General features: G+C 68.9%; 21 protein-coding genes. 6 read left to right on the forward strand and 15 right to left on the reverse strand.

What is annotated here, in order from left to right; genetic code table 11:
- Window positions 1–400: 400 nt before the first annotated feature.
- From phnD to EJ105_RS09735, 5 genes are all read right to left on the reverse strand, one after another.
- A complete protein-coding gene (gene phnD / locus EJ105_RS09715) occupies window positions 401–1309 on the reverse strand; it encodes a phosphonate ABC transporter substrate-binding protein (RefSeq protein ID WP_250166161.1) in 909 nt (302 codons plus the stop codon).
- Window positions 1310–1394: 85 nt separating this feature from the next.
- On the reverse strand, window positions 1395–2207 hold the full coding sequence (gene phnC, locus EJ105_RS09720; protein WP_250166162.1) for a phosphonate ABC transporter ATP-binding protein: 813 nt from the start codon (window positions 2205–2207) through the stop codon (window positions 1395–1397).
- A 732-nt stretch (window positions 2208–2939) separates the two neighbouring features.
- Complete coding sequence (locus EJ105_RS09725) at window positions 2940–4199, reverse strand: amidase (RefSeq protein WP_250166387.1); 1260 nt, start codon at window positions 4197–4199, stop codon at window positions 2940–2942.
- Window positions 4200–4420: 221 nt separating this feature from the next.
- Window positions 4421–5710, reverse strand: coding sequence for a serine hydroxymethyltransferase (gene glyA, locus EJ105_RS09730; RefSeq protein WP_250166163.1), 1290 nt, complete (start codon window positions 5708–5710; stop codon window positions 4421–4423).
- A gap of 161 nt (window positions 5711–5871) precedes the next feature.
- Window positions 5872–7218: an L-serine ammonia-lyase gene (locus EJ105_RS09735; protein ID WP_250166164.1), complete on the reverse strand. Its 1347-nt coding sequence runs from the start codon at window positions 7216–7218 to the stop codon at window positions 5872–5874.
- A gap of 151 nt (window positions 7219–7369) precedes the next feature.
- Here EJ105_RS09735 and EJ105_RS09740 point away from each other — a divergent pair, with 151 nt between their 5' ends.
- The gene (locus EJ105_RS09740; protein ID WP_250166165.1) at window positions 7370–8419 is read left to right on the forward strand and encodes a GlxA family transcriptional regulator; all 1050 of its coding nucleotides are present in this window, start codon (window positions 7370–7372) and stop codon (window positions 8417–8419) included.
- A gap of 20 nt (window positions 8420–8439) precedes the next feature.
- Here the strand turns inward: EJ105_RS09740 and EJ105_RS09745 are convergent, their stop codons facing one another.
- The 4 genes from EJ105_RS09745 to EJ105_RS09760 form a co-directional block, all read right to left on the reverse strand.
- Window positions 8440–10707: a fibronectin type III domain-containing protein gene (locus tag EJ105_RS09745; RefSeq protein WP_250166166.1), complete on the reverse strand. Its 2268-nt coding sequence runs from the start codon at window positions 10705–10707 to the stop codon at window positions 8440–8442.
- A 382-nt stretch (window positions 10708–11089) separates the two neighbouring features.
- Window positions 11090–13135 carry an NAD(+) synthase gene (locus EJ105_RS09750; protein WP_250166167.1) on the reverse strand — a complete coding sequence of 682 codons (2046 nt, stop codon included), beginning with the start codon at window positions 13133–13135 and terminating at the stop codon, window positions 11090–11092.
- 193 nt (window positions 13136–13328) lie between these two features.
- Window positions 13329–13820: a YciE/YciF ferroxidase family protein gene (locus tag EJ105_RS09755; protein WP_250166168.1), complete on the reverse strand. Its 492-nt coding sequence runs from the start codon at window positions 13818–13820 to the stop codon at window positions 13329–13331.
- A gap of 212 nt (window positions 13821–14032) precedes the next feature.
- Entirely contained in the window at window positions 14033–14527 is a 495-nt protein-coding gene (locus EJ105_RS09760; RefSeq protein WP_250166169.1) for an Rrf2 family transcriptional regulator, read from the reverse strand.
- Between the two features lie 136 nt (window positions 14528–14663).
- Between EJ105_RS09760 and EJ105_RS09765 the strand changes: the two genes are divergently transcribed.
- Both EJ105_RS09765 and EJ105_RS09770 read left to right on the forward strand, forming a co-directional pair.
- Window positions 14664–15122 (forward strand): carboxymuconolactone decarboxylase family protein, encoded by a 459-nt coding sequence (locus EJ105_RS09765; RefSeq protein WP_250166170.1) that lies wholly within the window; start codon window positions 14664–14666, stop codon window positions 15120–15122.
- A gap of 95 nt (window positions 15123–15217) precedes the next feature.
- Window positions 15218–15766 carry a hypothetical protein gene (locus tag EJ105_RS09770; protein ID WP_250166171.1) on the forward strand — a complete coding sequence of 183 codons (549 nt, stop codon included), beginning with the start codon at window positions 15218–15220 and terminating at the stop codon, window positions 15764–15766.
- Window positions 15767–16167: 401 nt separating this feature from the next.
- On the opposite strand, the gene EJ105_RS09775 is transcribed toward EJ105_RS09770, so the two are convergent.
- The 4 genes from EJ105_RS09775 to EJ105_RS09790 all read right to left on the reverse strand — a co-directional run bounded on the left by EJ105_RS09775 (window position 16168) and on the right by EJ105_RS09790 (window position 18763).
- Window positions 16168–16830 carry a uracil-DNA glycosylase family protein gene (locus EJ105_RS09775; protein WP_250166172.1) on the reverse strand — a complete coding sequence of 221 codons (663 nt, stop codon included), beginning with the start codon at window positions 16828–16830 and terminating at the stop codon, window positions 16168–16170.
- Window positions 16814–17557, reverse strand: coding sequence for an MBL fold metallo-hydrolase (locus EJ105_RS09780; RefSeq protein ID WP_250166173.1), 744 nt, complete (start codon window positions 17555–17557; stop codon window positions 16814–16816). The genes EJ105_RS09775 and EJ105_RS09780 overlap by 17 nt, the downstream gene beginning before the upstream one ends.
- A 4-nt stretch (window positions 17558–17561) precedes the next feature.
- Window positions 17562–18173 carry a glutathione S-transferase family protein gene (locus EJ105_RS09785; protein ID WP_250166174.1) on the reverse strand — a complete coding sequence of 204 codons (612 nt, stop codon included), beginning with the start codon at window positions 18171–18173 and terminating at the stop codon, window positions 17562–17564.
- 98 nt (window positions 18174–18271) lie between these two features.
- Window positions 18272–18763, reverse strand: coding sequence for a thermonuclease family protein (locus tag EJ105_RS09790; RefSeq protein ID WP_250166175.1), 492 nt, complete (start codon window positions 18761–18763; stop codon window positions 18272–18274).
- Window positions 18764–18877: 114 nt separating this feature from the next.
- Here EJ105_RS09790 and EJ105_RS09795 point away from each other — a divergent pair, with 114 nt between their 5' ends.
- Window positions 18878–19957, forward strand: coding sequence for a sensor histidine kinase (locus tag EJ105_RS09795; protein ID WP_250166176.1), 1080 nt, complete (start codon window positions 18878–18880; stop codon window positions 19955–19957).
- 2 nt (window positions 19958–19959) lie between these two features.
- Here the strand turns inward: EJ105_RS09795 and cobT are convergent, their stop codons facing one another.
- Together cobT and EJ105_RS09805 are read right to left on the reverse strand one after the other, a co-directional pair.
- Window positions 19960–20982 carry a nicotinate-nucleotide--dimethylbenzimidazole phosphoribosyltransferase gene (gene cobT / locus EJ105_RS09800; protein WP_250166177.1) on the reverse strand — a complete coding sequence of 341 codons (1023 nt, stop codon included), beginning with the start codon at window positions 20980–20982 and terminating at the stop codon, window positions 19960–19962.
- Window positions 20983–21099: 117 nt separating this feature from the next.
- A complete protein-coding gene (locus tag EJ105_RS09805; RefSeq protein ID WP_250166178.1) occupies window positions 21100–21960 on the reverse strand; it encodes a hypothetical protein in 861 nt (286 codons plus the stop codon).
- A 202-nt stretch (window positions 21961–22162) separates the two neighbouring features.
- Here EJ105_RS09805 and EJ105_RS09810 point away from each other — a divergent pair, with 202 nt between their 5' ends.
- Together EJ105_RS09810 and EJ105_RS09815 are read left to right on the forward strand one after the other, a co-directional pair.
- A complete protein-coding gene (locus EJ105_RS09810; RefSeq protein ID WP_024277967.1) occupies window positions 22163–22759 on the forward strand; it encodes a superoxide dismutase in 597 nt (198 codons plus the stop codon).
- A 393-nt stretch (window positions 22760–23152) separates the two neighbouring features.
- The gene (locus EJ105_RS09815; protein WP_250166179.1) at window positions 23153–24781 is read left to right on the forward strand and encodes a glycosyltransferase family 39 protein; all 1629 of its coding nucleotides are present in this window, start codon (window positions 23153–23155) and stop codon (window positions 24779–24781) included.
- Window positions 24782–24825: the final 44 nt, after the last annotated feature.

Below are 24825 nucleotides of genomic sequence, written 5' to 3' on the forward strand. Positions count from 1 at the left end.
TGTTCAGGCTGGGTGTGTTCAAGCGGGCGGGGATCCGTGCCGGCTCACGGTCTTCAAGACCTGGGGCCCAACGATCTCCCGCCCGCTCCCATCCTGACACATCCCCAACACACAGGGGCCCAGCGCAACACTGCGCTGAAGGCGGCTCAAGCGATGAGGCCGACGGGCCACGGACGGCTGCGCCGGACCTTATCCTGGACCCCGGATCAGCGCTCCGGCTGCGCCGTCGCTTGTCCGGGGAACGGGTTTCTCTCCGCCGTCATGCTCCGGCTTGACCGGAGCATCCATCTTTCCCCCCGGTGCAGCTTGCCAGCCCCCCCATGGGTCCTCCGGTCAAGCCGGAGGACGACGGAGAAAGGGGCCTGCGGCACGCGGCCGAAGAGGGGCGGCCGGAACAGCCTCAGCTCTTCTTCTTGCGCAGCTCGTCCACGAACTTGTTCAGCTCGATGATGCCCACGTAGGATTCGTTGTCGATGGGCTGCCAGAGCTGGCTCTTGCCTTCATAGATCTTGTCGAAGGCGGCCTTGTCGTTCTTCTCGATGGAGAAGAAGGCGTCGCGGATCTTGGCCTTCAGGTCGGCCGGCAGGTCCGAGAGATAGGCGTAGGGCGAGTTCACGATCTGGTCGGACTTGAAGATGATGCGGAAGTCGCCGTACTTCGCCATCCCCTTGCGCTCCATGCGCCGGAGGTTGGACTCGTTCTCGTCGTTCCACCAGTTGAAGGCGGCATCGCACGTGCCCTGCTGCACGCCGATCACCGCGTTCTCGTGGGAGCCCGCATAGACCACCTTGCCGAAGAAGTCGTCGGGCTTGAGGCCCATCTTGTTCAGGGCGAAGCGCGGCACGTTGTTGCCGGAGGTGGAGTTGGGATCGACGAGGCAGAGGTTCTTGCCCTTCAGGTCCTCGATGGACTTGTAGGGGCTGTCGGCCTTCACATAGAGCACCGAGTGATAGCCCTTGGTGCCGTCCGCATTCACCTCGATGGCGAAAGCGTCGATCTTGGCACCGGTCATCAGCGCGCGGGCGAAGGAGGAGGGGCCGTAATAGGCCATGTGGATGTTGCCGGCGCGCTGGCCCTCGATCACCGCGGCATAGTCGTTGGCGACGCGCAGCGTCACCTTGGTGCCAAGCTGCTTGGTGAGATAGTCCATGAGCGGCTGGTAGCGATCGGTCACGCCGCTGCCGTTCTCGGCGGGGATCACCGCGAACACCAGCTCGGGATACTTGGCCTTCCAGTCCTGCGCGGCGGCGCCGCCGGCGGACATGACGAGCGCGGCGGCGGCCGCGATCAGGCTACGACGGTTCAGCATGTCTCGTGCTCCTGTCGGACGAATCGAAACTGGGCAAGCAGGGTCGGCCGGCCCGCGGTCGCGGGTCGGCGCGGAAGGCACGCGCTCAGGCGAGCGCGGCCGCTTCGGGGATGCCGTCGTCGGCGGTGACGGGACGCCGCGCGGGCGTATCCATCACCTCGCCGGCCTCCAGGCCGTAGAGATCGTGCGCCACCTGCTCGGTCAGCGCCGCGGGCGCGCCGTCGAACACCACGCGACCCTGCGCCATGCCCACGAGGCGGTCGCAATAGGTGCGGGCGAGGTCGAGGGAGTGCAGGTTGCACAGCACGGTGATGCCGAAGTGCTTGTTGATGCGCAGAAGCGCATCCATCACGATCTTGGTGTTGCGCGGATCGAGCGAGGCGATGGGCTCGTCGGCGAGGATCAGTGCCGGCTCCTGCGCCAGCGCGCGGGCGATGGCGACGCGCTGCTGCTGGCCGCCGGAAAGGCTGTCGGCGCGCTGGGCGGCGAGGGGGGCGATGTCGAACTGGTCGAGGGCGGAGAGGGCGATGGCCCGGTCATCCGCGCTCCAGCTCTTGGTGAGGGCGCGCCAGGCGGGAACGGTGGCGAGGCGGCCCATGAGCACGTTGGTCAGCACATCCAGGCGGCCGACCAGATTGAACTGCTGGAAGATCATCGCCGCCTCGGCGCGCCATTGGCGCAGCGCGTGGCCCTTGAGGGCGGTGACGTCGCGACCCTCGAAGGAGATGCGGCCGGAAGAGGGGTCCTGCAGGCGGTTGACCATGCGCAGCAGGGTGGACTTGCCGGCCCCGGATCGGCCGATGACGCCCACGAAGGCGCCCTGGCCGATGGCGAGGTTCACGTTGGATACGGCCTCCTTGTCGCCGAAGCGTCGGGTGAGGCCCTCGATCACCAGCATCCGGAGGCTCCCAGAGCACGCACCGGCCCGCTTGCGGGGCAAGCCGGCCGGACAGCGCGGTCTCGATCACTGGCCGGTGGAGAATCGATCAGCCTGAGCCGAGGCGATCCACACCAGCGCGTCGGGAGGTTGGATAGCGCGGCTCCGCAACACCCATGTGACGATGCCGCGCCGCGCGCTGCGCCGTTCGGCCAAGGCGCCGTCAACGGTCGCGTCTCCGCGACTGTGACAGGCGGTTTGTGACGGCGCGCGCGGTCGTGCCGGCGGCGATGTCAACGACGTGTCATGAAGGGCAGGCAGAAGGGGCGGCGGTATCCGGTGGCGCGACTGCCCGTGTTTCCGGACCTGGAACGAGTGGCGCCGGGGAGGTTGGCTCCCCGGCGCCTTCGATCGACCGGACCCCCGTTATTGCTGTTCTCGGGTCCCATGAGGGCGGTGGCGGGTCCTGACCTCAGACCAGACCGAGCAGCACAGCGCCAACGAAGCCGAAGGCCGCGCACGTCTCGATCACGGTGAGGAGATGGCCAAGTGTCACCTTATGCCTCGCAGGGTCGATCTTGAGAGAACTTTAACAAACTCTCAAAATGCGGAAAGAGGTAAGTTGTGCTGCATCGCCGCTGCAAAGTATTGCAGCGCATGACTTTCCGCAGTGCGGCGGGCGCCAAGTCGCGCCCCCTTCTACGCTTTCCCTTCCGCTGCGGCGCACGGTCGGCCGCGGTGGAATACTGCATGTCAGGCGGTAATGGCGGCTTCCACGAGGCTCGCGACGGCCAGCGCCTGCCGATCCCGACCGAAACGCCCCACCACCTGCACACCCATGGGCATGCCGTTGGCGGCGGAGAGCCCCGCCACATTGATCGCCGGGCACCCCATCAGCGTCCACAGCCGGTTGAAGATGGCCGAGCCGGTGGTGGCGAATCCCTCCGGCGCGGGGCCGGGGGCGGAGAAGGTGAGGATGGCATCCACCTCCGCGAATACATCCCCCAGCGCATGCCGCGCCCGCTTCGCCGTGCGGCGCGCGCCGTCATAAAGGTCGGGCGGAATGGCGCGGGCGGCTTCGAGATGGCCGCGCAGCAGGGGCGAGAGCCGGTCGCCGTCATAGTCCAGCTCATCGCCGAGGGAGAGCGCGGCCTCGAAATCCTGCACGGTGCCATGGATGGCGTCGGCCGCCTCCAGCGCCTCGGGCAATTCCAGATCGAAGATGCGGGCGCCCCGCGCCTCGGCGGCGCGGGCGGCGGCGGCCAGCGCGGCGTGGGCGTCGGGCGAGGCGGCGCTGGCGCGGGCGGTGCGCACGATGGCGATGCGCGGTGCTTCGGCGGTCTCGTCGCCGATATCGAGGCCGCGGCCGGCGATGGCATTGGCGGCGAAGGCCACGTCGCGCACCCGCGCGCCGAACAGGCCAACGGTGTCGAGATGCCAGGAGAAGGTCTTCATGCCCAGCGTCGGCAGCAGGCGGAAGGTGGGCTTGTAGCCGGTGACGCCGCAGAAGGCAGCCGGGCGGATTACCGAGCCGCCGGTCTGGGTGCCGAGCGCCAGCGGCAGCATCCCCGCCGCCACCGCCGCGGCGGACCCCGCCGACGAGCCGCCGGGGGAGAAGGTGAGGCGGCGCGGATTGCGCGTGCGCGTGGGCTGGAGGAAGGCGAATTCGGTGGTCTCGGTCTTGCCCACGACAAGGCCGCCGGCGCGGCGGGTCATGGCCACGACCGGCGCGTCGGTGCGGGGGCGGTAGCCGGCATAGATGGGGCTGCCGTAGGTGGTGGGCATGTCGCGGGTGTCGAGGATGTCCTTCACCCCCACCGGCAGGCCGGAGAGCCGCGTCGCGGCAAGCCCGGGCGCGCGGGCGGCGGCGCGGGCCGAATCGAGATCGAGCGTCACGAAGGCCCCGACCTCGCTTTCGTGCGCGGCGATGGCGGCGGCGACCTGCTCAAGCACGGCTTCAGGCGTGGTGCGGCCGGAACGGATATCGGCGGCAAGATCTCGGGCGGAAAGCAGGCTCATGCGCTCACTCTGCGGCATCCATGGGCCGCCACCATGCGCAACCCCCGCCGCCGACGCAATGGCGGGGCGAGGGCGCTCCACGGCTACCCTCGCTCCCCGTGCGGAGGGGGATTCCACCGAGAGGGGACGAGCCGGCGCTTTCGGGAAAGGCCGCCCCCTCACCCCCGGCCCCTCTCCCGGGCGGGGAGAGGGGGAGGAGGGCGGTGCATCGCCCCTCACATCCCCGCATACAGGGGGAAGCGGGCGCAGATGTCGCGCACGGTCGCGCGCGCCGCGACTTCGGCCTTGCCGTTGGCTTCGGCGCCGTTGGCCGCGAGGCCGGTGAGCACGTCGGCGATCAGGTCGGCCACCGTCTCGAACTCGGCGACGCCGAACCCGCGCGTGGTGCCGGCGGGGGTGCCGAGGCGGATGCCGGATGTCACGGCCGGCTTTTCCGGATCGAACGGAATGCCGTTCTTGTTGCAGGTCAGGCCGGCCCGCTCCAGCGCCGCTTCCGCCGCCTTGCCGGTGACGCCGAAGGGCCTGAGGTCCACCAGCACCATATGGCTGTCTGTGCCGCCGGAGACGATGGCCGCGCCGCGCTGCGACAGCCGGGCCGCCAGCGCCCGCGCATTCGCGATCACCTGCGCGGCATAGGCGCGGAACTCGGGCGTCAGCGCCTCGCCGAACGCCACCGCCTTGGCGGCGATCACATGCATCAGCGGGCCGCCCTGCAGGCCGGGGAAAACCGCCGAATTGAGCTTCTTCGCCAGCGCCTCGTCATTGGTGAGGATCAGTCCGCCGCGCGGGCCGCGCAGGGTCTTGTGGGTGGTGGTCGTCACCACATGGGCGTGGGGGAAGGGGGACGGGTAGGCCCCGGCGGCGATGAGCCCGGCATAGTGGGCGGCATCCACCATCAGCAGCGCGCCCACCTGATCGGCGATGGCGCGGAAGCGGGCGAAATCGATGATGCGCGGATAGGACGAACCGCCGGCGATGATGAGCTTGGGCCGGTGCTCCAGCGCCAGGCGCTCCACCGCGTCGTAGTCGATCAGGGCGGTGTCCGGCGCCACGCCGTAGCCGATGGCGTTGAACCATTTGCCGGAGAGGGTGGGCGGCGCCCCGTGGGTGAGGTGGCCGCCGGCCGCCAGCGACATGCCGAGCAGGGTATCGCCGGGCTTCAGCACCGCCATCAGCACGGCGGCATTGGCCTGCGCGCCCGAATGGGGCTGCACATTGGCAAAGCCCGCCCCGAACAGCGCCTTGGCGCGGTCGATGGCGATCTCCTCCACCACGTCCACATGCTCGCAGCCGCCGTAGTAGCGCTTGCCCGGCAGGCCCTCGGCATACTTGTTGGTGAGCACCGAGCCCTGCGCCTTCAGCACCGCCTCGGACACGATGTTCTCGGAAGCGATCAGCTCGATCTGATCCTGCTGGCGCCGAAGCTCCGCGCGGATGGCATCGAACACGGCGGCGTCGCCGGCCGGGGCGGGGGAGACCGGGGAAGGGGAGAGATGGAGAGTCATGGGCGGCTTCCTCGTTTGGGGTCGTTCGGACACAGATGTCCCTCTCCCGTCGCGGGAGACGGGGGCGGGGATGGGGGCTTTCCCGGTCTTCCCGGCGTCATGGCAAAGGGCGCGGACACCCCTCGCCCTGCCCCTCTTCCGCATGGGGAGAGGGGGGCGGCTCAGCACTCCGGGACGTTCACCGCGAGACCGCCTTGGGAGGTCTCCTTGTATTTGGACTGCATGTCCGCCCCGGTCTGGCGCATGGTCTCGATGACCTGATCCAGCGAGACGAAATGCACCCCATCGCCCCGGAGCGCGAGGGAGGCGGCGGCGATGGCCTTGTTGGCGCCGAAGGCGTTGCGCTCGATGCAGGGGATCTGCACCAGCCCGCCGATGGGGTCGCACGTCATGCCGAGATGGTGCTCCATGGCGATCTCGGCCGCATTCTCGATCTGCGCCGGGCTTGCCCCCAGAACGGAGGCGAGTCCGGCCGCGGCCATGGCGGCGGCGGAGCCGACCTCCCCCTGGCAGCCCACCTCCGCGCCGGAGATGGAGGCGTTGCGCTTGATGAGCGCGCCCACCGCCGCGGCGGTCAACAGGAACGCGCGCAGCTGCGCGTGGGTGGTGTCCGGGCAGATGTCGCGCACATAGCGCAGCACCGCCGGCACGATGCCCGCCGCGCCATTGGTGGGGGCGGTGACGATGCGCCCGCCGGCGGCATTCTCCTCGTTCACCGCCATGGCGAAGACGGAGACCCAATCCATGATCTCGTGGGGCGGCCGGCGGTTGGCGTGGCGGTCCGCCTCCAGCTGGTCGCGGATGGCCTTGGCCCGCCGCCGCACGCGCAGGCTGCCGGGCAGGGTGCCCTCCTGCGCGAGGCCGCGATCGATGGAGGCGAACATGGCGGCGAGGATCGCGTCCAGCTTCTCCTCCACCTCTTCCGCCGGGCGCAGCGCGTATTCATTGGCCATCTGCAGGCCGGCGATGGTGAGGCCGGTGCGGGCGCAGGCGGAGAGCAGCTCGGATGCGGTGGCGAAGGGGTGGGGCACCTCCACCGCCTCCGGCTCGCGCGGCTCGCCCTCCGCCACCACGAAGCCGCCGCCGATGGAATAGAAGACCCGTTCGTCGAGCCGTGCGCCGTCCGCGTCATAGGCGCGAAAGCGCATGGCGTTGGAGTGCAGCGGCATCAGCGTGTCGAAATCGAAGATGAGATCGGCCTCGGGATCGAAGGCGATGCGGGCGCCATCCACCTCGATGGACTTGCGGATGAAGAGCCGCGCCACCAGCGCCGGCACGTCGTCCGGGTCCAATGTCTCCGGCCGCGCGCCCATGAGGCCGAGCGCGATGGCCCGGTTGGAACCGTGGCCCTTGCCGGTCCAGGCCAGCGAGCCGAACAGCTCGGCGGTGATGCAGGCGGTGCCAGCGGGGAGCGCCTCCCGGAAGCGGCGCGCCGCCACCATCGGCCCCACGGTGTGGGACGAGGACGGCCCGATGCCGATCTTGAACAGGTCGAACACGCTGGTCATCCGTCTCCCTCCGGGAACGGTGCAATTATTCTACCGCTTTTTCAAATACTTGTCGCGCGTCACTTGACCCGCATCCAGGGCGGGGCGAAGCTTCATCATGCTTGCCGGCGGGGGCGCCTGCTCGTCCCCTTGCGACTTTCGTCTGGAACAGATGCGACACGTTCTCTCCGCCCGTCCCGGCCCGTCCGCCAAGCTCAGGGTGGGGTTCGTGCTGCTGCCCAACTTCACGCTGACGGCTTTTTCCAGCTTCGTGGACATGCTGCGCCTCGCCGCCGACAAGGGCGACCGCTCCCGCCCCATCGACTGCTCCTGGCAGGTGATGAGCCCGCGTCTGCGTCCCGTCCGCTCGTCCTGCGGCATCGACATCCAGCCCACCGCGGACCTCTTGGACCCGAAGGCGTTCGACTACATCGTGGCGGTGGGCGGGCTGCTGCGCGGGGTGCCGGCGCAGGCCGACCCTCTGGCTGCCTATCTCAGGCGCGCGGCGGCGGCGGGCGTGCCGCTCATCGGCGTGTGCACCGGCTCGTTCCTCCTGTGCCGGCTGGGGCTCATGGCGCAGCGCAAATGCTGCGTGAGCTGGTATCACTACCGCGATTTCCTAGACGAGTTCCCCACCCTCGTGCCGGTGGCGGACCAGCTGTTCGTGGTGGATGGCGATCGCATCACCTGCTCCGGCGGAGCGGGCGTGGCGGACCTCGCCGCCCGCCTCGTCACCGAGCATCTGGGCGCCGCCACGGCCCAGAAGGCGCTCAACATCCTCCTCATTGACCGCCCCCGCGCGGCCGAGAGCGCACAGCCCGCCCCGCGCCGGGCGGAGGGGACGGTGGACGACGCCCGCGTCTCCCGCGCCCTGCTGCTGATGGAGCAGAACCTCGCCGAGCCTTTGGCCATCGCCGACATTGCGGATGCCCTCGGCGTCGGCGTGCGGCAGCTGGAGCGGCTGTTCGCGGACCGCCTGCGGGAAAGCCCGCAGGAGAGCTATCTGGCGCTCAGGCTGCGCCACGCGCGCTGGATGCTGGCCAACACGCGCTTTTCCGCCGCCCGCATCGCCGCCGCCCTCGGCTTTGCCGACGGCTCCCATTTCGGCCGCGCCTTCAAGGCCCGCTTCGGCGCCACCCCCGCCGCCTTCCGCCGGACACTGTCGCCGCGCTCCGAGCGGAGCGAGGGCGACGGCGAGGGGCGGGTGTTCGAGACGCCGTAGGCGGCTGTCTTCCGCACCTATCAGACGGTCGCGAAGATTTTGGCGAAGTCCCAGTCGTGCTGGGCCACGCCGCTGTTGTCGTAGGTCATGTGGCCGACCACATCCCCGTGGTCGCGGCCGAGGGACCACATGGCGAGCGAGGCGATGTGGTCGTTGCCATCCGCAAAATCCACCAGCTGCTGGGCATCCTGCAGGGTGAAGACCTCGCTCTGCACGTCGTTGATGCCGACCATGGGGGTAATGCCCACCTTGGCGTCGATGCCGAGGTCATGCAGCTGGGCGATGGTGGCTTCGGCGGCGTCGATGGCATCCTGCCCCATGTCGCCGGAATCGTTCCCCACGCCGTAGTTCATCACCATGAGGTTGACGGTGTCGATCTCCACCCCGGCGGCATGGGCGTCGGCCAGCAGCTTGATGTCGTCCTGCGTCAGGCCAGTGGGGAGCGCCGGAAGGGTGAAGGAGACCGAGAGATCGGGATTGGCCTTCTCCAGCGCCGCGAGCGCCTCATTGCGCAGGGCGTTGGCGGCGTCGTTGGTGAGGGCGTCGCCCTCCACGTCGAAGTCAAGGGACTTCACGCCGTAGGTGTCGATCACCGACTGGTAGGCGGCGGTGAGCGCGGTGGCATCCGTGTAGTAGAGCGCCGGCTCTTCCCCATGACCGCCGCCGAAGGAGATGGTCACGTCCACGCCATGGGCCTTCAGATCCTGGACCACCGAGGCGACCGAGCTGCCGTCGGCGAGCGTGTTCCCGGAGCCGAGGCCGGCCCAGCCGATCTCGTTGCTCCCGGTGCCCACCACGAAGGCGAGGGTGACGGCATGGATGCCGGCCTCGCTCACGTCCTGCATCAGGTCCGCCGCGCTCGAGACCACGGAGAGGTCCACGTAGGGCGAGAACACCTGATGGTCCGTCGCATCCGTGCCGACGGGATCGGTGGTGACGGAAATCGCCGAAGAGGGGTGCGAGGCGCCGGCCTCGTCCACGGCGACGATGCTGAACTTGTAGGGCGTGTCCGCGTCCAGCCCCGCCACCTTGAAGCTGCGCTGGTCGGTGGTGCCGATCAGCTCGCCGTCCTGGTAGATGGCGTATTGTGAAACGGTGCCGACGCCGAACACCTCCGCCGCATCCCAGGTCAGGGTCACGGAGGTCTCGGTGGTGGTGGCGGCGTGGACATCCTGCGGCGTCTCGGGGGCCACGGGGGTGAGATCGGAGTAGCCGACCCTGGTCCAGACATGGCCGGAGCCGGTGGGGCCGTAATCGTGCTCGGGATCGCTGCCGAGGGTCCACCACTTGGCCTCGTAGACCACATGGCCCACCGTGACCTGATCGCCCGCCGTATAGACTGTGTCGGAAGACCAGTCCGGCGCCTCGATCACCTGGGGCGGCGTCGCGCCCGTCGTGCCGCTGCCGGTCGTCTCCCCCTTGGCCTCGGCGATGGCCTCGGCCCAGGCATCGGTGACGAAGCTGGTCTTGCCGATGATGTCGTCCGGCGTGAGGTCGGCGAGGGTCACGCCCTCCAGGGTGATGGTCTGCTGGTTGGCGGCGAAAATGATGACGAGGGAGCCGTTTACCTCGGCCAGCGAGAAATCCTGCGGCTGGAGCCAGCCGAAATCGAGCTTGTCGTGGGCGGGATCGAAGGAGATCACCTGCTGCGTGTTCCACTGCCAGCCCACCCCGTAGGTGGTGCCGTCCGTCGTGCCGGCTGACGTGGCAAGGCTGGCCTTGGCGCTCACGCTGCCCGTGGTATCGGCGGCGGTGAGGGCGCCGCTCCACTCGGCGAGGAGCGCGCCGTCGGCGCCCTTGATGTTGCCGATGGAGAGGTCTGCGAGGCTGACGCCTTCGAGGATGTAGGTCTGCTGCGACTTGGGCAGGAAGATCACCACCGAGCCGTTGGCCTCGGCAATGGCGACGTCGCCCGCCGTGAGGCCAGAAAAATCCAGCGTGTCGTGCTTGGGATCGAAGGTCAGCACGGTGTCGGTGCCGTGCGCCACGGCGATGACGTCATTGACGCCGCCGGTGATGGCGTGGCTCGCGGCAAGGGCGTCGCTCCACTCGGCGAACATCGAGGCATCATGGCCGGTGACGTTGGCCAGGGAGAGGTCCGAAAGGGAGACCCCCTTCAGCGTGTAGCTGTGGTTGTTGCCGGGCAGATCGATGACGACCGACCCGTTGACCTCGGTGATGGTGAAGCTGTCAGCGCCGATCCAGCCGAAGTCGAGCGTGTCGGTTGCCGGATCGAAATCGATGGTGTCGTGGGCGCCCCAAGACCAGTTGATCGCGACGGTTGCCATGCAGCCCTCCACAGGTCTTCCGCCGTGACGGCGGCAGAGGCTGAGCATAGCCCGGCCGCGCGCCAGCGACAGTGCAAAGTGCCGTCAAACGACGAATAACATCTTGATAAATATCAGGAAATTCGTCGCAAAATGCGAAAACAATGGGCGCGTGAAAGTGCGGCCGGTTGTCTGTTGCAGTCCCGCTATTTCAGGCTGAAGCATGACCTGAGCCGTAGATGACACACGCAGGCGGACGACCAGCCGGCCGCCCCGGGGAGCGCCTTCGGGCTTTCCGGGTCTGCAATTGCGCCTTTGGCCATTCCGGCGTGGGGCGCGGCCTCCGAAGGTTCGCGCGGCGCGCGGTGTCACGGCGCAAGGACGGGAGCCGGGCGGGTTCCCGCTACGCCTCCGGGACGTTGCGCTCCAGCTCGGCGAGCCACACGCCCGGCCCGCTGTCGGACGGCTGGCGCCAGTCGCCGCGGGGGGAGAGGGAGCCGCCGGAGGAGATCTTCGGCCCGTTGGGCAGCGCCGAGCGCTTGAACTGGCTGGTGAAGAAGCGCGAGAGGAACACCTTCATCCAGCGACGGATCTCGGCGAGGTCATAGGCCCGCTTCTCGCCCTCGGGGATGCCCCGCGGCCAGCGCCCCGCGTCCTTGTCCGCCCAGGCGTGCTCGGCGAGGAAGGCGATCTTGGACGGCGGAAAGCCGTAGCGGGTCAGGTAGAAGAGCGTGAAGTCCTGGAGCGGGTAGGGGCCGATGATGCTCTGGGTGGACTGGATGGTGCCCCCCTCGGTGGCCGGCACCAGCTCCGGGGAAATCTCGGTTGAGAGGATGGCGTGGAGGATGCTGGCCGTCTCCTCGCTCACGTCGCCCGAGGCGGCGACGAAGCGGATGAGGTGCTGGATCAGCGTCTTCGGCACCGAGGCGTTGACGTTGTAGTGGGACATCTGGTCCCCGACGCCATAGGTGCACCAGCCGAGCCCCAGCTCGGAGAGGTCGCCGGTGCCCACCACGAGGCCGCGATGGTGGTTGGCGAGGCGGAACAGATAGTCCGTGCGCAGGCCCGCCTGCACATTCTCGAAGGTCACGTCATAGGCCGCCTGCCCCTCGGCGAAGGGGTGGCCGAGATCTGCCAGCATCTGCCGCGCGGCGGGGCGGATGTCGATTTCTTCCGCGCTCACTCCCAGCGCGCGCATCAGCGCCCAGGCGTTGCCCTTGGTCTCGTCGGAAGTGGCGAAGCCCGGCAGGGTATAGGCCAGCACGTTGGAGCGGGGATGGCCGACGCGGTCCATGGCGCGCACGGCGACGATGAGGGCCTGCGTGGAATCAAGCCCGCCCGAGACGCCGATGACCACCCGCGACATACCCGTGGAGGCGAGGCGCTGGGCGAGGCCCTGCACCTGGATGTTGTAGGCCTCGTAGCAGTCTTCCGTGAGCCGCGCCGGATCGTTGGGCACGAAGGGGAAGCGCGCCACGTCGCGCGCGAGGCGCACGGGCTCGGCGGGCGGCTCGTAGGCGAATTGGGCGGTGCGGAAGGGCGGGGCGCTGTCGCGCTCCAATCGCGCGCACTCCCCGAACGTGTTCACCCGCATGCGCTCCTGCCGCAGGCGGCCGAGATCGATGTCCGCCACCGCCATGGTCGCGTTAGGGGCGAAGCGCTCGGCCTCGGCGAGGGTGTCGCCATATTCGAAGATGGCGGCGTGGCCGTCCCAGGCGAGATCGGTGGTGGATTCCCCTGGCCCAGCCGCCGAATAGGCATAGGCGGCGACGCAGCGGGCGGATTGCGAGCCGCACAGCAGGCGGCGGGATTCCGCCTTGCCGATGGTGATGTTGCTGGCCGAGAGGTTCAGCAGCACTTCCGCGCCGGCGAGCGCGGCCCGCGTGGAGGGCGGCAGGGGCACCCACACGTCCTCGCAGATCTCCACATGGAAGGTGAACGGCACGTCCCCCTCGGACCGGAACAGGAGGTCCACGCCGAACGGCACGTCTTCGCCCAACAGGCGGATGAAGCCGCCGTGCTCGTCGAGGCCGGGGGTGAAGTGGCGGCGCTCGTAGAACTCGCGATAATTGGGCGGGTAGCTCTTCGGCACCACGCCGAGGATCACCCCGCCATGGATCACCACCGCCGTGTTGTAGAGCCGCCCCTGATGGCGCAGCGGCGCGCCCACCGCCAGCACGGGGGAGAGATCCTGCGAGGCGGCGACGAGGGTCGCGAGCGCGCCCTCCACCGCATCCAGCAGCGGGGCCTGGAACAGGAGGTCATCGATGGCGTAGGAGGACAGGCCCAGCTCGGGGAAGAGCATCACGGCGACGCCGTCCTCATGGCCTTGGGTGGCCATCTCCAGCGTCTCGGCAACGGCGAAGCTCGGGTCCGCGACGGCTCCGCGCGGCACGCAGGCCGCAATGCGCAGGAAGTCGTGGCGGTAGAGGCAGCGGAAGTCTCGCATCGCGTCCCTGTCGTCCCGGGTCCGCGCGGGGGCGCGGGCAGGACTCTCCGGTGAATCTCGATCCGGAGCATAGGGTGCGGGGCGGCGAATGCCAGCGCAAGGACGCCCCCTCTCATGAAGCCCGCACCCGCCGGAGCGGGCCGCTCTTTCATAACACCCGGCGCCCGCCGGTGCGGGCGCCGGGTGGGCCGCGTCAGGCTGCCTTCTTGTTCACGTCGGCGGAGGCGAGGCGGGTGAGGAGCTGGTCGGTCTCCTTCTCCTCCTTCAGGGTCGCCTCCAGCAGGGGCACCGCATCGGCGAGGCCGAGCTGGGCGGCCCAGGTCTTCAGCGTGCCGTAGCGGGCGATCTCGTAATGCTCCACCGCCTGGGCGGCGGAGAGGAGGCCGGCATCCAGCGCGTCGGTGCCGGCGAAGTCCTCCATGATCTCCTTGCCCTCGTCCACGATGCCGACGATGGCCGGGCAATGCTTGCCGCGCGCCGCCTTCCCCATCATCTCGAACACCTGCTCCAGGCGCTCGATCTGGCCTTCCGTCTGCTCCTGATGGGTGAGGAAGGCGGCCTTGAGCTCCTCGGACTGGGCCGATTTCGCCATCTTGGGCAACGCCTTCAGGATCTGCTTTTCCGCGTAATAGATGTCCTTCAGCGTCTCGGAGAACAGATCCTGCAAAGTCTTGGACTGTGCCATGGGACGTTTCCTTTCGGTTGGCGTTGTCGCCGGTTGTTCTGGTGTCGCGGGCCCAAAGCACGCCGCCGCGCCGCCGCATGCGCCAGCGCGCCTCCATCCGTGGGGCTACGGGTGGTACGGTGGTCTGTCCTTGGGCGATCACCCGCGCAAATACGCACCGGGCTGCGAGCACAACGGACAAGCGGCGGCGAAGTTCCGCAGCGTCGCGGCGCCTAGCGCTGGGCCTCGCGCACGAAGGCGGCGATGGTCTTCTGGCTCTCGGCGTCGATCAGCGCCGCGCCATCCTGCGCGAGATCGGCGAGGGTCTGCGCGCGCAGCGACTGGCGCCACAGCTCTTCCGCCGCCAGCATCCGGCGCTTGATGAAGCAGTCGGTCTTGTAGGCGCAGGGGTCCTTGGACTTGCCCGGTCCGCGCCGGCGGATTTCCTTGCAGGTGAAGGCGGGCTCTTTGCCGTCTATGGCCTCCACGATGTCGAGGAGCGTGATCTCGCCGGGGCGCCGCGCCAGCCGGTAGCCGCCGCGCGGGCCGGGCAGGGCTTCCATGAGGCCGGCCTCGGTGAGGGCGCGCATGTGCTTGAGCAGGTAGCTCTCGGACAGGCCGTGCATCTCGGCGAGGCTCTTGCCCGGCAGCACCTTGCCCGGCTCCAGCCAGCACAGCACCAGCGCGCAGTGCAGCGCCGCCTCCACCCCGTCTCCCAACCGCCTCATGCGCGCTCCGGATGCTGCCTCGGGCCCACCACCGGCCAGCCTCTTTCCTACCTCGATAATCATCGATATAATATGTCCATGATTCTCGGCCAGAGGCTGGCGGGATCGCAAATCCGAGAGCAGACAGGAGAGAGGCATGGAACCCAGGATGAACGTGGCCGAGGCCGCCCCCGCCCTTTATGCCGCCGTACGCGCGCTCGACGGGGCGGTGATGAAGTCGGGGCTGGAGAAGCGCCTCCTGCATCTGGTCAAGCTCCGGGCGTCGCAGATCAACGGCTGCGCCTATTGCATCGACATGCATGTGAAGGAGTCGCTCGCCGCCGGCATTCCCGCCCAGCATCTCCACATGCTCACGGCGTGGCGCGAATCGCCCCTCTACAGCGCCCGCGACCGGGCGGCGCTGGACTGGATCGAGAGCGTGACGCTCATCGCGCAGACCGGCATTCCCGACAGCGCCTATGCGGCCGTGACGGCGGAATTCTCGCCCGAGGAGATCGCCAAGCTCACCATCGCCATCGGCACCATCAATGTGTGGAACCGCATCGCGGTCTCCTCGCGCATGCTGCATCCGGTGGACCGCGCCGCGGCCGCCTGAGGCGAGACCATAGAGCCCGCCCGCGCGCACCGCTTCAAACCAAACCGTTTCCGCCCTATGGCTATGACGGAGCGGCAGGCGCGGTGGAGGCTGGCATGATCGACGCGGGCAAGGCAGGGACAGGCGCAGCCACGGACGCGAGCGCAGGCCGTGACTTCTGGCTGCGCGAGGGGCCGTATCTCGCCATTCTCGCCCTTACGGTTGGCGGCGTCGCCTATGTGGCGATGACCCGCCGGCCGCTGGTCACGTTCTGGGAATTCGTGGCGGTGGCGAGCTGCGCGGTGGGTATCTTCGCCGGCTGGCGGCGCGCGGCGCTGAAAGAGCAGCGTGTGCGGCTGGTGGTGACGCAGCTCCTCCACTGGGGCGCCTTCCTCGCCGCCATGAACCTCGTGTTCCTGCCGAGCGTGCAGGCGGTGGCGGATGCGGATTCCACCAGCCTCATCGTGCTGCTGCTGCTGGCGCTGGGCAGCTTCGTGGCGGGTGTGCACACCCAATCGTGGCGCATGGGGCTGAACGGCGTGTTCATGGCCCTGTGCGTGCCGGCGGTGGCGTGGCTCGACCAGTCCGCCCTGTTCGTGGCGCTGGTGGGCGCCGCCGCCGTGGCCGCCGCCGGATTCATCCTGTGGGCGCGCCTGCGGATTTGAGGGGCGGTTCCCCGGACCGTCGACGGTGCAGCCGTCGCCTTCGTTCCCCGGACAAGCGACACCGCAGGTGGAGCGCCGATCCGGGGACCAGCGCAAAAAGTCCCGCGCAGCGGGACGAAGCCTGAGAGCGGTGGGGTTCGGAAGTGTCTTCGGCGGCCCCTTGCGCTGGGCCCCGGCGCGCATTCCGCTGGCGCTGCATGCGTCCGGGGCGCGAGGGCGGTTATGGGGCGGCCCCCCTCTCCCCTCGCGGGAGAGGGGACGGGGGTGAGGGGGCTGGCCGCGCAGTCCCGGTGCTGGGGCAAATGGGGCAATACCCCTCACCCCAGCCCTCTCCCGCAAGGGGAGAGGGCGTGCGGCCTGCGCAAAGGCGTGGCCGTCGTTCTCCTGGAGCGCCCGCCCACTCAGCCCCGCCCCAGCGCCCTCGCGATGTCCGCCTGAAGCTGCGGCAGCAGCTCGGCCTCGAAATAGGGGTTCTTCTTCAGCCAGCCGGTGTTGCGCCATGAGGGGTGGGGCAGGGTATAGACCGCCACCGGCTGGGCGAGGGTTTCCCCCGCCGCGCGCACCGCCCGCCAGTTGGCCACCGTCTCGGTGAGGCTCGGCTTCAAATGCGCCGCGAGGCCGAGGCGGGCGAGGTGATAGGCCTGCGCCGGCCGCCCCACGGCGAGGATCAGCCGGAACGGCGGCAAAGTGGCGAACAGCGTGTCGTGCCAGGTGGCGACGCATTCCCGCCGGGGCGGCAGATCGCCCCCTGATGCATCCTGTCCCGGAAAGCAGAAGCCCATGGGGGCGATGGCGATGTGGGCGGCATCGTAGAAGGTGTCCTTGTCCACCCCCATCCAGGCCCGCAGCCGATCGCCCGATGCATCGGTGAAGGGTAGGCCCGAAAGGTGCACCTTCGTGCCCGGCGCCTGGCTCGCCACCAGGATGGAGGCGGTGGCGGATACCCGCAGCACCGGCCGCGGCGTGTGCGGCAGGGGCGCCCCGCGCGGCGTCTCCCGGCACACCCGGCAGGCGCGGATGCGCGCGACGAGGTCGTCGAGGTCGTCCTCAGATGTCGCGCTCAAGCCCGTCCTCGGCCACGGTGAAATGGGCGGTGTCCACCTCGCCCCTCCGCGCCCACATCTCGTCGCCCATGTGTGTGAGGAGGATGTGTTTCGCGCCCAGCGCCTCCCGCTTGGCGGCGATGGTCTCGTAGGCCAGGTGGCCGTGCGGACTGCCGGCGAAGGCGAAGCACTCGCAGATGAAGAGGTCGGCGCCATGGGCGATGGGCAGGAGCGCGTCCGTCCACTCCGTGTCGCCGGAGAAGGCGAGGGTGCGCGTCCCGTCCGAGACCCTGAGCGCGGTGGAGGGCGCGCCCGAGCCGTGGATCACCTCGGCGGTGGTGAGGGTGAAGGGGCCGTGCTGGGAGGTCGAGCCGGGCTCCACCTCCTTGACCTCGAAGTCGAACCGCCAGGCATTGCTGGCCATCTTCGGGAACAGCACCTCCATGGCCGCGTCCATCCGTACCTTGGTACCGGGGGGGCCGATGATGGTCAGCGACTCGCTCCGGCGGTGGACGAACTGGCCGTCGAGCAGGAGGAAGGGCAGGCCACCGAAGTGATCGCCATGCAGATGGCTGATGAACACCTGCCGAACCGCACTGGAATCCATGCCGAACCGGTGCATTTGAACGAGTGAACTGGCACCGAAGTCGAGGGTTGCGACATGCCCGTCCGTCTCGATGCGGTAGCAGGAGTTTCCCCGCCCGCCCGAGCCGAACGCATCGCCGCAACCCACCACCTTAAGCTTCATGATTTCAAGCCTTTGCACTCGGCCGCTGGGAGACGACGTCGTACCAGCGCTTGAGGTGGGTGTGGTGCTCCGGCACCTCGGTGCGGATCACCCGCAGGAAATCCACCGCCACCAGCATGGTGATGTCCGCCACCGAGAAACGGGACCCCGCCACGAACGCCCGGTCGGCCAGCTGATCGTTGAAAAAGCCAAGCGCAGCCAAGACCTTGGGCTTGTTTGCCTCGCCCCATTCCGGCACCTGCGGCACCTCCATCGCGGCCATGGCCGGGTTGAGATGCCGGAGCACCATCATGATGGGATAGAACAGGTCCAGCTCCACCCGCCGCTGCCACATTTCCACCAGCCCCTGCTCCTGCGGCGTGTGGCCGAACAGGTTGGGCTCGGGCTGCAAGGCCTCGAAATAACGGCAGATCGCCATGGTTTCGGCGATGGCGGTGCCATCGTCCAGCACCAGCAGGGGCACGCGCTGGCGGGGATTGAGGCCGGTGAATTCGGTGCTCTTGTGCTCGCCCTTGCCCAGGTCGACGGGCACCAGCGGGACGGAAATTCCCTTTTCCGCCAAGAAGATGCGAACCCGGCGCGGGTTCGGCGCCCGGTTGGTGTCATAGAGCTTCATGGCGGCGCGTTTCCCCTGTCGTGACATTTATGGCCAGCGAAAAACCATGCCTGCGGCGACCGCGCAAGGTCCGCCCGTTCCCTCCGCCCGTTCCGCGATCAGGGCGTACGCGGATGCGCGGCCCGGTAGTCCGCGGGAGGCTGGAAGCTGCCCGCCCACAGGCCCCGCCGCGCCGCCTGGGCCTCCGCCTCCTCGCCTTGGTAGGCCTTGCCCAGATAGGCGACGGCCAGTCCTTTCTGGACCATCAGCGCGGCGATGTCGGTGCCGCCGATAGTGCAGAAACCCAATGGCCGCCTGTATTTGTCGCGCTTCTCGGCCCGGCAGGACACCGGGCCGCCGGCGAGCGCCTCGTCGAGCGCAGCCCGCGCCACCTCCCCGCAGCGCCACGGGCGGCCGTCCCTCTCGCAGGTCTGGCGCAGCTCCGGCGCGTCGATGCCGGCGAGGCGGACGTGGGTGCCGGCAATGTCCAGCGTGTCCCCGTCCACGGCCTCGGCACGCCCCTCCAGATGCTCGGCGCGCGAGAGCATTTCCACGGCGGCGGCGAGCACGACGAGGATGGCGATGGCGCGCAGAATATCAAACAAACGCATGGGGTTGGGTGATCCGACCTCGGTTGCGCGATGGGCGTCGCACGGTTGGCCGGGAGGATGGGGCGGGGGCGTTAACCAATCGTTAACCTACCTGCCGCAGGAGTCGGGACCAAGGTGACGTCACGCAGGGTCGTCGATTCCACCGACACTCCGACCGCGAAGGGCTCCCGCCGCATGTCCGGCCCCCTCTGCCTCCCGCTCGGCAACGCCGCGGCCTCCCAACCGGAGCCGGCGCAAGCGGGGGAGGGATTCGCCGCGCCGACGGTCACGTCCAAGGCCTTGATCCTGCTGGCGATCCTCGCCTCTGGTGGTCTCGCTCTGGCGGGTGGCCTTGCCGCGGGGCTTGCGGGTGCGATCCTGGGCGCCGCAGGCGCGGCCTTCGCCTTCATGCGCGTGGCCAAGCATGTCCGGCGCCTCGATGCGGAGCGGGCAGCCGCCGAGGCACGGGCTGAGGCCGCCGAAGCGGAAAGCCGGCGGGTGGTGGCGGAAAGCCTTGCGAAATCTCGCTTTCTCGCCGAGATGAGCCACGAGCTGCGCACCCCGCTCAACACCGTGATGGGCTTTTCCGAGATGATGGCCGAGGAGGTGCTCGGCCCACACCGGGTGCCCGCCTATGCCGGCTATGCCCGCGACATCCACGGCGCCGGCCGGCACCTGCTGGCGCTCGCCGACGACCTACTCGACCTCGCGCGCATCGAGAGCGGGCACCGCACGCTGGTGGAGACCCCGGTGCGGCTCGATGTGCTGGCCGAAGACTGCCTGGCGATGATGCGCCCCCTCGCGGCCGAGCGGCGCCTCAGTCTTTCCCTGGAACGGCTTGGCACGCCCCGGCTGTGGGGCGATGAGCGGGCGATCCGGCAGATCGCCCTCAACCTCTTGGCAAATGCGGTGAAATTCACGCCCCTGGAGGGGCAGGTGCGGCTCGTCGCGGCCGTCGACGCAAAGGGCGGCGCCGTCCTCCTCGTCGAGGACAGCGGACCGGGCATAGCCGACAGTGAGCTGCCGCTGGGCGGCGCCCATGCCCGCGAGAGCCGGCTCGATCTCGCGACCGGCCGTGGCGCGGGCCTTGGCCTCGCCATCGCCCGGGGGCTCGCCGCCCTGCATGGCGGGGAGCTTGAGCTTTCTCGCCGCGCCGGAGGCGGAACGCGGGCGCGCGTGACGTTCCCGCCCGCCCGGACCTTGCGCGGGGCCTGAGTTCAACCCTCTGAGACGCCGGCCTCGGCGAAGGTCGCCATGCCGCGATGGCACGCCACGGCGGCCTTCACCACGCCGATGGAGAGCGCGGCGCCCGAGCCTTCGCCCAGCCGCATGCCGAGATCGAGGAGGGGCACGAGGCCGAGCCGGTCCAGCAACTGGCGATGGGCCTTCTCCGCCGAGACATGGCCGGCGAGGCAATGGTCGAGGGCGGATGGGTTCAGGGCGTGGAGCACGGCAGCAGCTGCCGTCACCACAAAGCCGTCCAGCACCACAGGCACCTTCTCGTGCCGCGCGGCGATGATGGCGCCGGCGATGGCGGCGATCTCCCGCCCGCCGAGGCGGCGCAACACTTCCAGCGGATCGGAGAGATGATCCTTGTGGAAGGCGACAGCGTCGCGTACGGCGGCGATTTTGCGCTCCAGCACCTCGCCGGAGGCGCCGGTGCCGGCACCCACCCATTCCTCCGCCGTGCCGCCATAAAGGCCGTGGCAGATCGCGGCGGCGACCGTGGTGTTGCCGATGCCCATCTCGCCGAGGCAGAGCAGATCCGAGCCGCCGGCAATGGCCTCCATGCCGAAGGCCATGGTGGCGGCGCAGGCCTTCTCGTCGAGGGCGGCGTTCGTGGTGATGTCGGGGGTCGGATAGTCGAGCGCGAGGTCGAACACCCGCAATCCGGCGTCGAAGGTGGCGCAGATCTGGTTCACCGCCGCCTTGCCGGCGGTGAAGGTGGCCATCATCTGCTTGGTCACGGCGCCGGGATAGGGCGAGACGCCGCGGTCGGCCACGCCGTGGGTCGCGGCGAACACCGCGACCATGGGGCGATTGACCGTGGGCATGGAATTGCCCTGCCAGGCGGAGAGATGGGCGGCGATGGCTTCGAGCCGCCCCAAAGCGCCCGGCGGCTTCACCAGCTGTTCCTGCCGGGCGATCGCCGCTTCGCGGGCGCCCTCGTTGGGGCCGGGCAGGGTGGCGACGAGCTGGCGGATGTCGTCGAAGGGCGAGCCGGTATCTTGCGGGAACATCGGACGGAATGACCTCTGGGCGCCGGCTTCGCCGGGCGGGGAACGCTGCCGCTCAATAGAGCGGGCGTCCCGATCCGGCAAATCCGCTCCGCCGCCCGGCGGGGCGACGGGTGCCGCTCAGCCGCCCTGCTGGGCCTGGGCCACGTGGTCGCGCAGTTCTTGAAGCGAGGCGAAGCGGACCACGCCGGTGGGCAGCTCGGCCTGGATCGAGCCGTCGGAATAGAGGGTGTAGGCCATGCCGCCGACGATGCCGGACTTCAGGATGCGCGGTTCGTCGGGCTCGCGGGCGGGAGCCGGCGCGGGCACCGGGGGCGGCGTCTCGGGGGCGGCGCGGGCCGGGCGGGGGGGCGGCTCATAGCCGGTGCGCGGACGGGGCGGCGCAGGCGGGGCGGCCGGCGCCTCGGGGGCGGGCTCGGGACCGCGCTGAAGCCGCTGGCGGCGGGCCTCGACCATCGGGTCGGCCGGCTGGCCGGCCTCGGGGGGAGGCAGCAGCGGGGAGGGGCCGGCGGGTCGGCGCGGCGCGGGCGGGCGGTCAGTTTGGCGTTCGGGTTGGCGCTCTTGCTGGCGCTCGGGAGCGCGCTCTTGCGGACGCTCCTGCGGCCGTTCGGTTGCGCGGTCTCGGGCCGGAGGCGCTGCGGCCTCGGCGTCCGCCTCCTCGGGGGAGAGCAGATCATCCACGGAGAGGCGCGGCGTTGCGCTGCGGCCGGCGCGGGCGGAACGGGCCGCCGGCTGCGCTGCGGCTTCCTCGGCCTCGGCCTCACCGGCCGGATAGGAGCGCTCGATCTGCCGGGTCAGCCGGTCCAGCTGGCGCAGCACCAGCCCCATGGCGGTAATGACAAAGCCACCCGAGGCGGCGACGGCGCCGGTGGTGATGAGGGTATTGCCGAAGGCCGAGACGTAGATCGTCACCCCGAGGCCGATGACCGCAAGCCCGGCCAGAGCGATAAGAACGCCGAGAAGGACCAGGAACCACCACATCTCGCACCCCGCTTCCGCATGCCGGCCTCAGCCGGTCTAATCAAAGGTGGTACCTCGGCGCGAAAATCGGCCGCTTCAAGGTTGTTTGATGGCGAGCACGACCCTATCTAGGTCCACGCTCGGACATGTCGTATACCCGGTATGGCACCGGGGCAGCGATTTCGCCCCGGGCGAAATGCCGGATAGATTGCGGAGATGTTTCATGTCCTTCACGCTGCCCGACCTGCCCTATGCCTATGACGCGCTTGCGCCGTACATGTCGCGCGAAACGCTGGAATACCATCACGACAAGCACCATCTCGCTTATGTCAACAATGGCAACAATCTCCTAAAGGGAACTGAATTTGAAGGGAAAACCCTTGAGGAGATCGTCGTGGGCTCGTTCGGCAAGAACGCCCCGCTCTTCAACAATGCCGGCCAGCACTACAACCACCTCCATTTCTGGAATTGGATGAAGCCCAACGGCGGCGGCCCCATCCCCGGTGAGATCGAGAAGAAGATCATCGAGGACATCGGCTCGGTCGAGAAGTTCAAGGAGGACTTCATCGCCGCCGGTGTCGGCCAGTTCGGCTCGGGCTGGGCCTGGCTCGCGCTCAAGGACGGCAAGCTCGTCGTGCTGAAGAGCGCCAATGGCGAGAACCCGCTGGTGCAGGGCGCGACCCCGATTCTCGGCGTCGACGTGTGGGAGCACTCCTACTACATCGACTACCGCAACCGTCGCCCCGACTACCTGAAGGCGTTCGTCGACCACCTGATCAACTGGGACTACGTGGCCGAGCTTTACGGCAAGGCCGTCTGACGGTTTCCCTCCCGGGCCTGCGCCTCCTTGGAGCGCGCGGGCCCGCATGGGGTATGCGGGGCGGGGGCGAATGCCTGGATGCAACTCCGGCGCGCAAATGCCCATCTAAGACGCGGCGGCTGCGTTTTTCTTTTCCCGCCAGTGATCGACTCTGCCCCCCAAGAACATTTAGCCGCTTAACCTTACCATTGGTCAGCGACGCTGCCGCAATTGCTCCCGAAGCTGCCTTAATTTTTTGCAACCTACAGCATAATTTTGTTGCGATCCTCCTCTACTCCATCTTAGCTGTGATCCGCGTAGCCATCTGCGGTATTATGGTGGCGTATCGCGCTGGGGGCCCGGGAGCGATCCTGGAATCGGCGCGACAGGAGTTGGGTTCGGGATCCTCCATCAATGTCGTTCCTCGATATCGAACGTCGGCCGGGCGCGATTGCGGACGCCTGCGCCCTTGTGCTGATCGCCGGTGTGGCGGTCATCGCCGCGCTCACCTTCTCCGATTACGGCCTCGGCTGGGATGACTTCACCCACTCCCAGTATGGCGATCTGCTCTATTCCTATTTCTCGTCAGGGCTGACGCACCGGAAGGTCTTTTCCTTCGTCAACCTCTATTACTACGGCGGCGGGTTCGACCTCGCCGCAGCGGCCATCGCCAAGGCGCTGCCCTTCGTCGATGTCTTCGACATCCGCCGGCTTCTGGGGGGCCTCGTCGGCGTCATCGGCTTCGTGCTGGTGTGGCGGGCCGGCCGGCGGCTCGCCGGGCCCTGGGGCGGCGTTGCCGCCGTCGCGCTGCTGATGATCTGCCCGCTCTATTACGGGCACATGTTCATGAATGCGAAGGACGCGCCCTTCGCCGTCGCGGTGGCCGGCGTGCTCTATGCCTGTATCCGCGCGTTCGATGAATTCCCGCAGCCTTCGCCGCGCACGGTGACGCTCTTCGGCCTGTTCCTGGGCCTGGCCATCGGTACGCGCGTCCTCGGGCTGCTCTGCGGCGTGTATCTGGCGGCGGCCATCGCCTTTGTGCTGGCTGTGGAATGCGTGCGCCTCGGGATCAAGCCGGCGCTGCTGCGCACCCTGCGCTTCACCGGCCTGCTGATGCTGGGGCTGCCGCTCGCTTATTTCGTGCTGGGCATCGTGTGGCCCTGGGGCGTCGCGGAACCGCTCAATCCGCTCGTGGCCCTGAAGTACTATTCCCACTTCTGGGAAGTGCCCTGGCGCGAGATGTTCGAGGGCCGGCCCATCCTGGTGCCGGACATGCCGCGCACCTATGTGCCGACGCTCTTCTCCGTGCAGATGCCCGAGCTGTTCCTCGGCCTTGCGGTGGGCGGCGCGGCGGGGGCGATTGTCTCGGCGTTCGTGGGCAAGGATACGCCGGCGAAGCGCGCCCGGCTGGTGCTCATCGTGACTGCGGCGGCCTTCCCGGTGCTTCTGACCGTCATCACCCGCCCGGTGATGTACAACGGCATCCGCCACTTCGTGTTCGTCACTCCTGCCCTGGCGCTGCTCGGCGGCTACGCCGCATCCTGGCTGTGGCAGAAGGCGCAGGGGCTTCCGCGCCTCGCCCGGGGCGCCGTGGCGGCAACGTTCGCGGTGGGTCTCGCGGTGCCGGCGGTTGATTTCCACAACCTGCACCCTTACGAATATACCTACTACAACCATTTCGTCGGCGGCATCAAGGGCGCGGACGACCTCTTCATGCTCGATTACTGGGGCCTTGCCTTCAAGCAGGCCACGGAGGAGCTGGACGAATATGTGGAACAGCACCGGCGCACGCTGCCGCAGGGGCGCAAGCTGCGCGTGGCCGTCTGTGGCCCGCACTTCGCCGCCGCCGCGGAACTCGGTCCGCGCTATGAGACGACGTACGACAGCAAGAACGCGGACTTCTATATGCGTCTCGGCGAGTTCTACTGCGCCGACGTGAAGGCGCCGCTGCTGGTCAAGGTCGAGCGCGAGGGCGTCACCTACGCCACCGTCTACGACGTGCGCGGCCGGCCCTTCCCGAGCGTCTTCGCGGCCGGCCAATAGGCCGATCCACCCCACGCGATCCGCCATCCGCGAATCGAAAAGGC

The organism is Xanthobacter aminoxidans (assembly GCF_023571765.1).
In the GTDB taxonomy this organism is placed as follows: Bacteria; Pseudomonadota; Alphaproteobacteria; order Rhizobiales; family Xanthobacteraceae; genus Xanthobacter; species Xanthobacter aminoxidans.

Bases quoted from the DNA above. Each gene is read 5' to 3' on its own strand.
- EJ105_RS09760 (WP_250166169.1), bottom strand. From the start codon at position 14,527: ATGAGGCGGTTGGGAGACGGGGTGGAGGCGGCGCTGCACTGCGCGCTG.
- phnC (WP_250166162.1), bottom strand. From the start codon at position 2,207: ATGCTGGTGATCGAGGGCCTCACCCGACGCTTCGGCGACAAGGAGGCC.
- EJ105_RS09780 (WP_250166173.1), bottom strand. From the start codon at position 17,557: ATGAAGCTTAAGGTGGTGGGTTGCGGCGATGCGTTCGGCTCGGGCGGG.
- EJ105_RS09790 (WP_250166175.1), bottom strand. From the start codon at position 18,763: ATGCGTTTGTTTGATATTCTGCGCGCCATCGCCATCCTCGTCGTGCTC.
- EJ105_RS09770 (WP_250166171.1), top strand. From the start codon at position 15,218: ATGATCGACGCGGGCAAGGCAGGGACAGGCGCAGCCACGGACGCGAGC.
- EJ105_RS09785 (WP_250166174.1), bottom strand. From the start codon at position 18,173: ATGAAGCTCTATGACACCAACCGGGCGCCGAACCCGCGCCGGGTTCGC.
- EJ105_RS09755 (WP_250166168.1), bottom strand. From the start codon at position 13,820: ATGGCACAGTCCAAGACTTTGCAGGATCTGTTCTCCGAGACGCTGAAG.
- EJ105_RS09745 (WP_250166166.1), bottom strand. From the start codon at position 10,707: ATGGCAACCGTCGCGATCAACTGGTCTTGGGGCGCCCACGACACCATC.
- cobT (WP_250166177.1), bottom strand. From the start codon at position 20,982: ATGTTCCCGCAAGATACCGGCTCGCCCTTCGACGACATCCGCCAGCTC.
- EJ105_RS09735 (WP_250166164.1), bottom strand. From the start codon at position 7,218: ATGACCAGCGTGTTCGACCTGTTCAAGATCGGCATCGGGCCGTCCTCG.
- EJ105_RS09815 (WP_250166179.1), top strand. From the start codon at position 23,153: ATGTCGTTCCTCGATATCGAACGTCGGCCGGGCGCGATTGCGGACGCC.
- EJ105_RS09805 (WP_250166178.1), bottom strand. From the start codon at position 21,960: ATGTGGTGGTTCCTGGTCCTTCTCGGCGTTCTTATCGCTCTGGCCGGG.
- EJ105_RS09810 (WP_024277967.1), top strand. From the start codon at position 22,163: ATGTCCTTCACGCTGCCCGACCTGCCCTATGCCTATGACGCGCTTGCG.
- EJ105_RS09765 (WP_250166170.1), top strand. From the start codon at position 14,664: ATGGAACCCAGGATGAACGTGGCCGAGGCCGCCCCCGCCCTTTATGCC.
- phnD (WP_250166161.1), bottom strand. From the start codon at position 1,309: ATGCTGAACCGTCGTAGCCTGATCGCGGCCGCCGCCGCGCTCGTCATG.
- EJ105_RS09750 (WP_250166167.1), bottom strand. From the start codon at position 13,135: ATGCGAGACTTCCGCTGCCTCTACCGCCACGACTTCCTGCGCATTGCG.
- glyA (WP_250166163.1), bottom strand. From the start codon at position 5,710: ATGACTCTCCATCTCTCCCCTTCCCCGGTCTCCCCCGCCCCGGCCGGC.
- EJ105_RS09740 (WP_250166165.1), top strand. From the start codon at position 7,370: ATGCGACACGTTCTCTCCGCCCGTCCCGGCCCGTCCGCCAAGCTCAGG.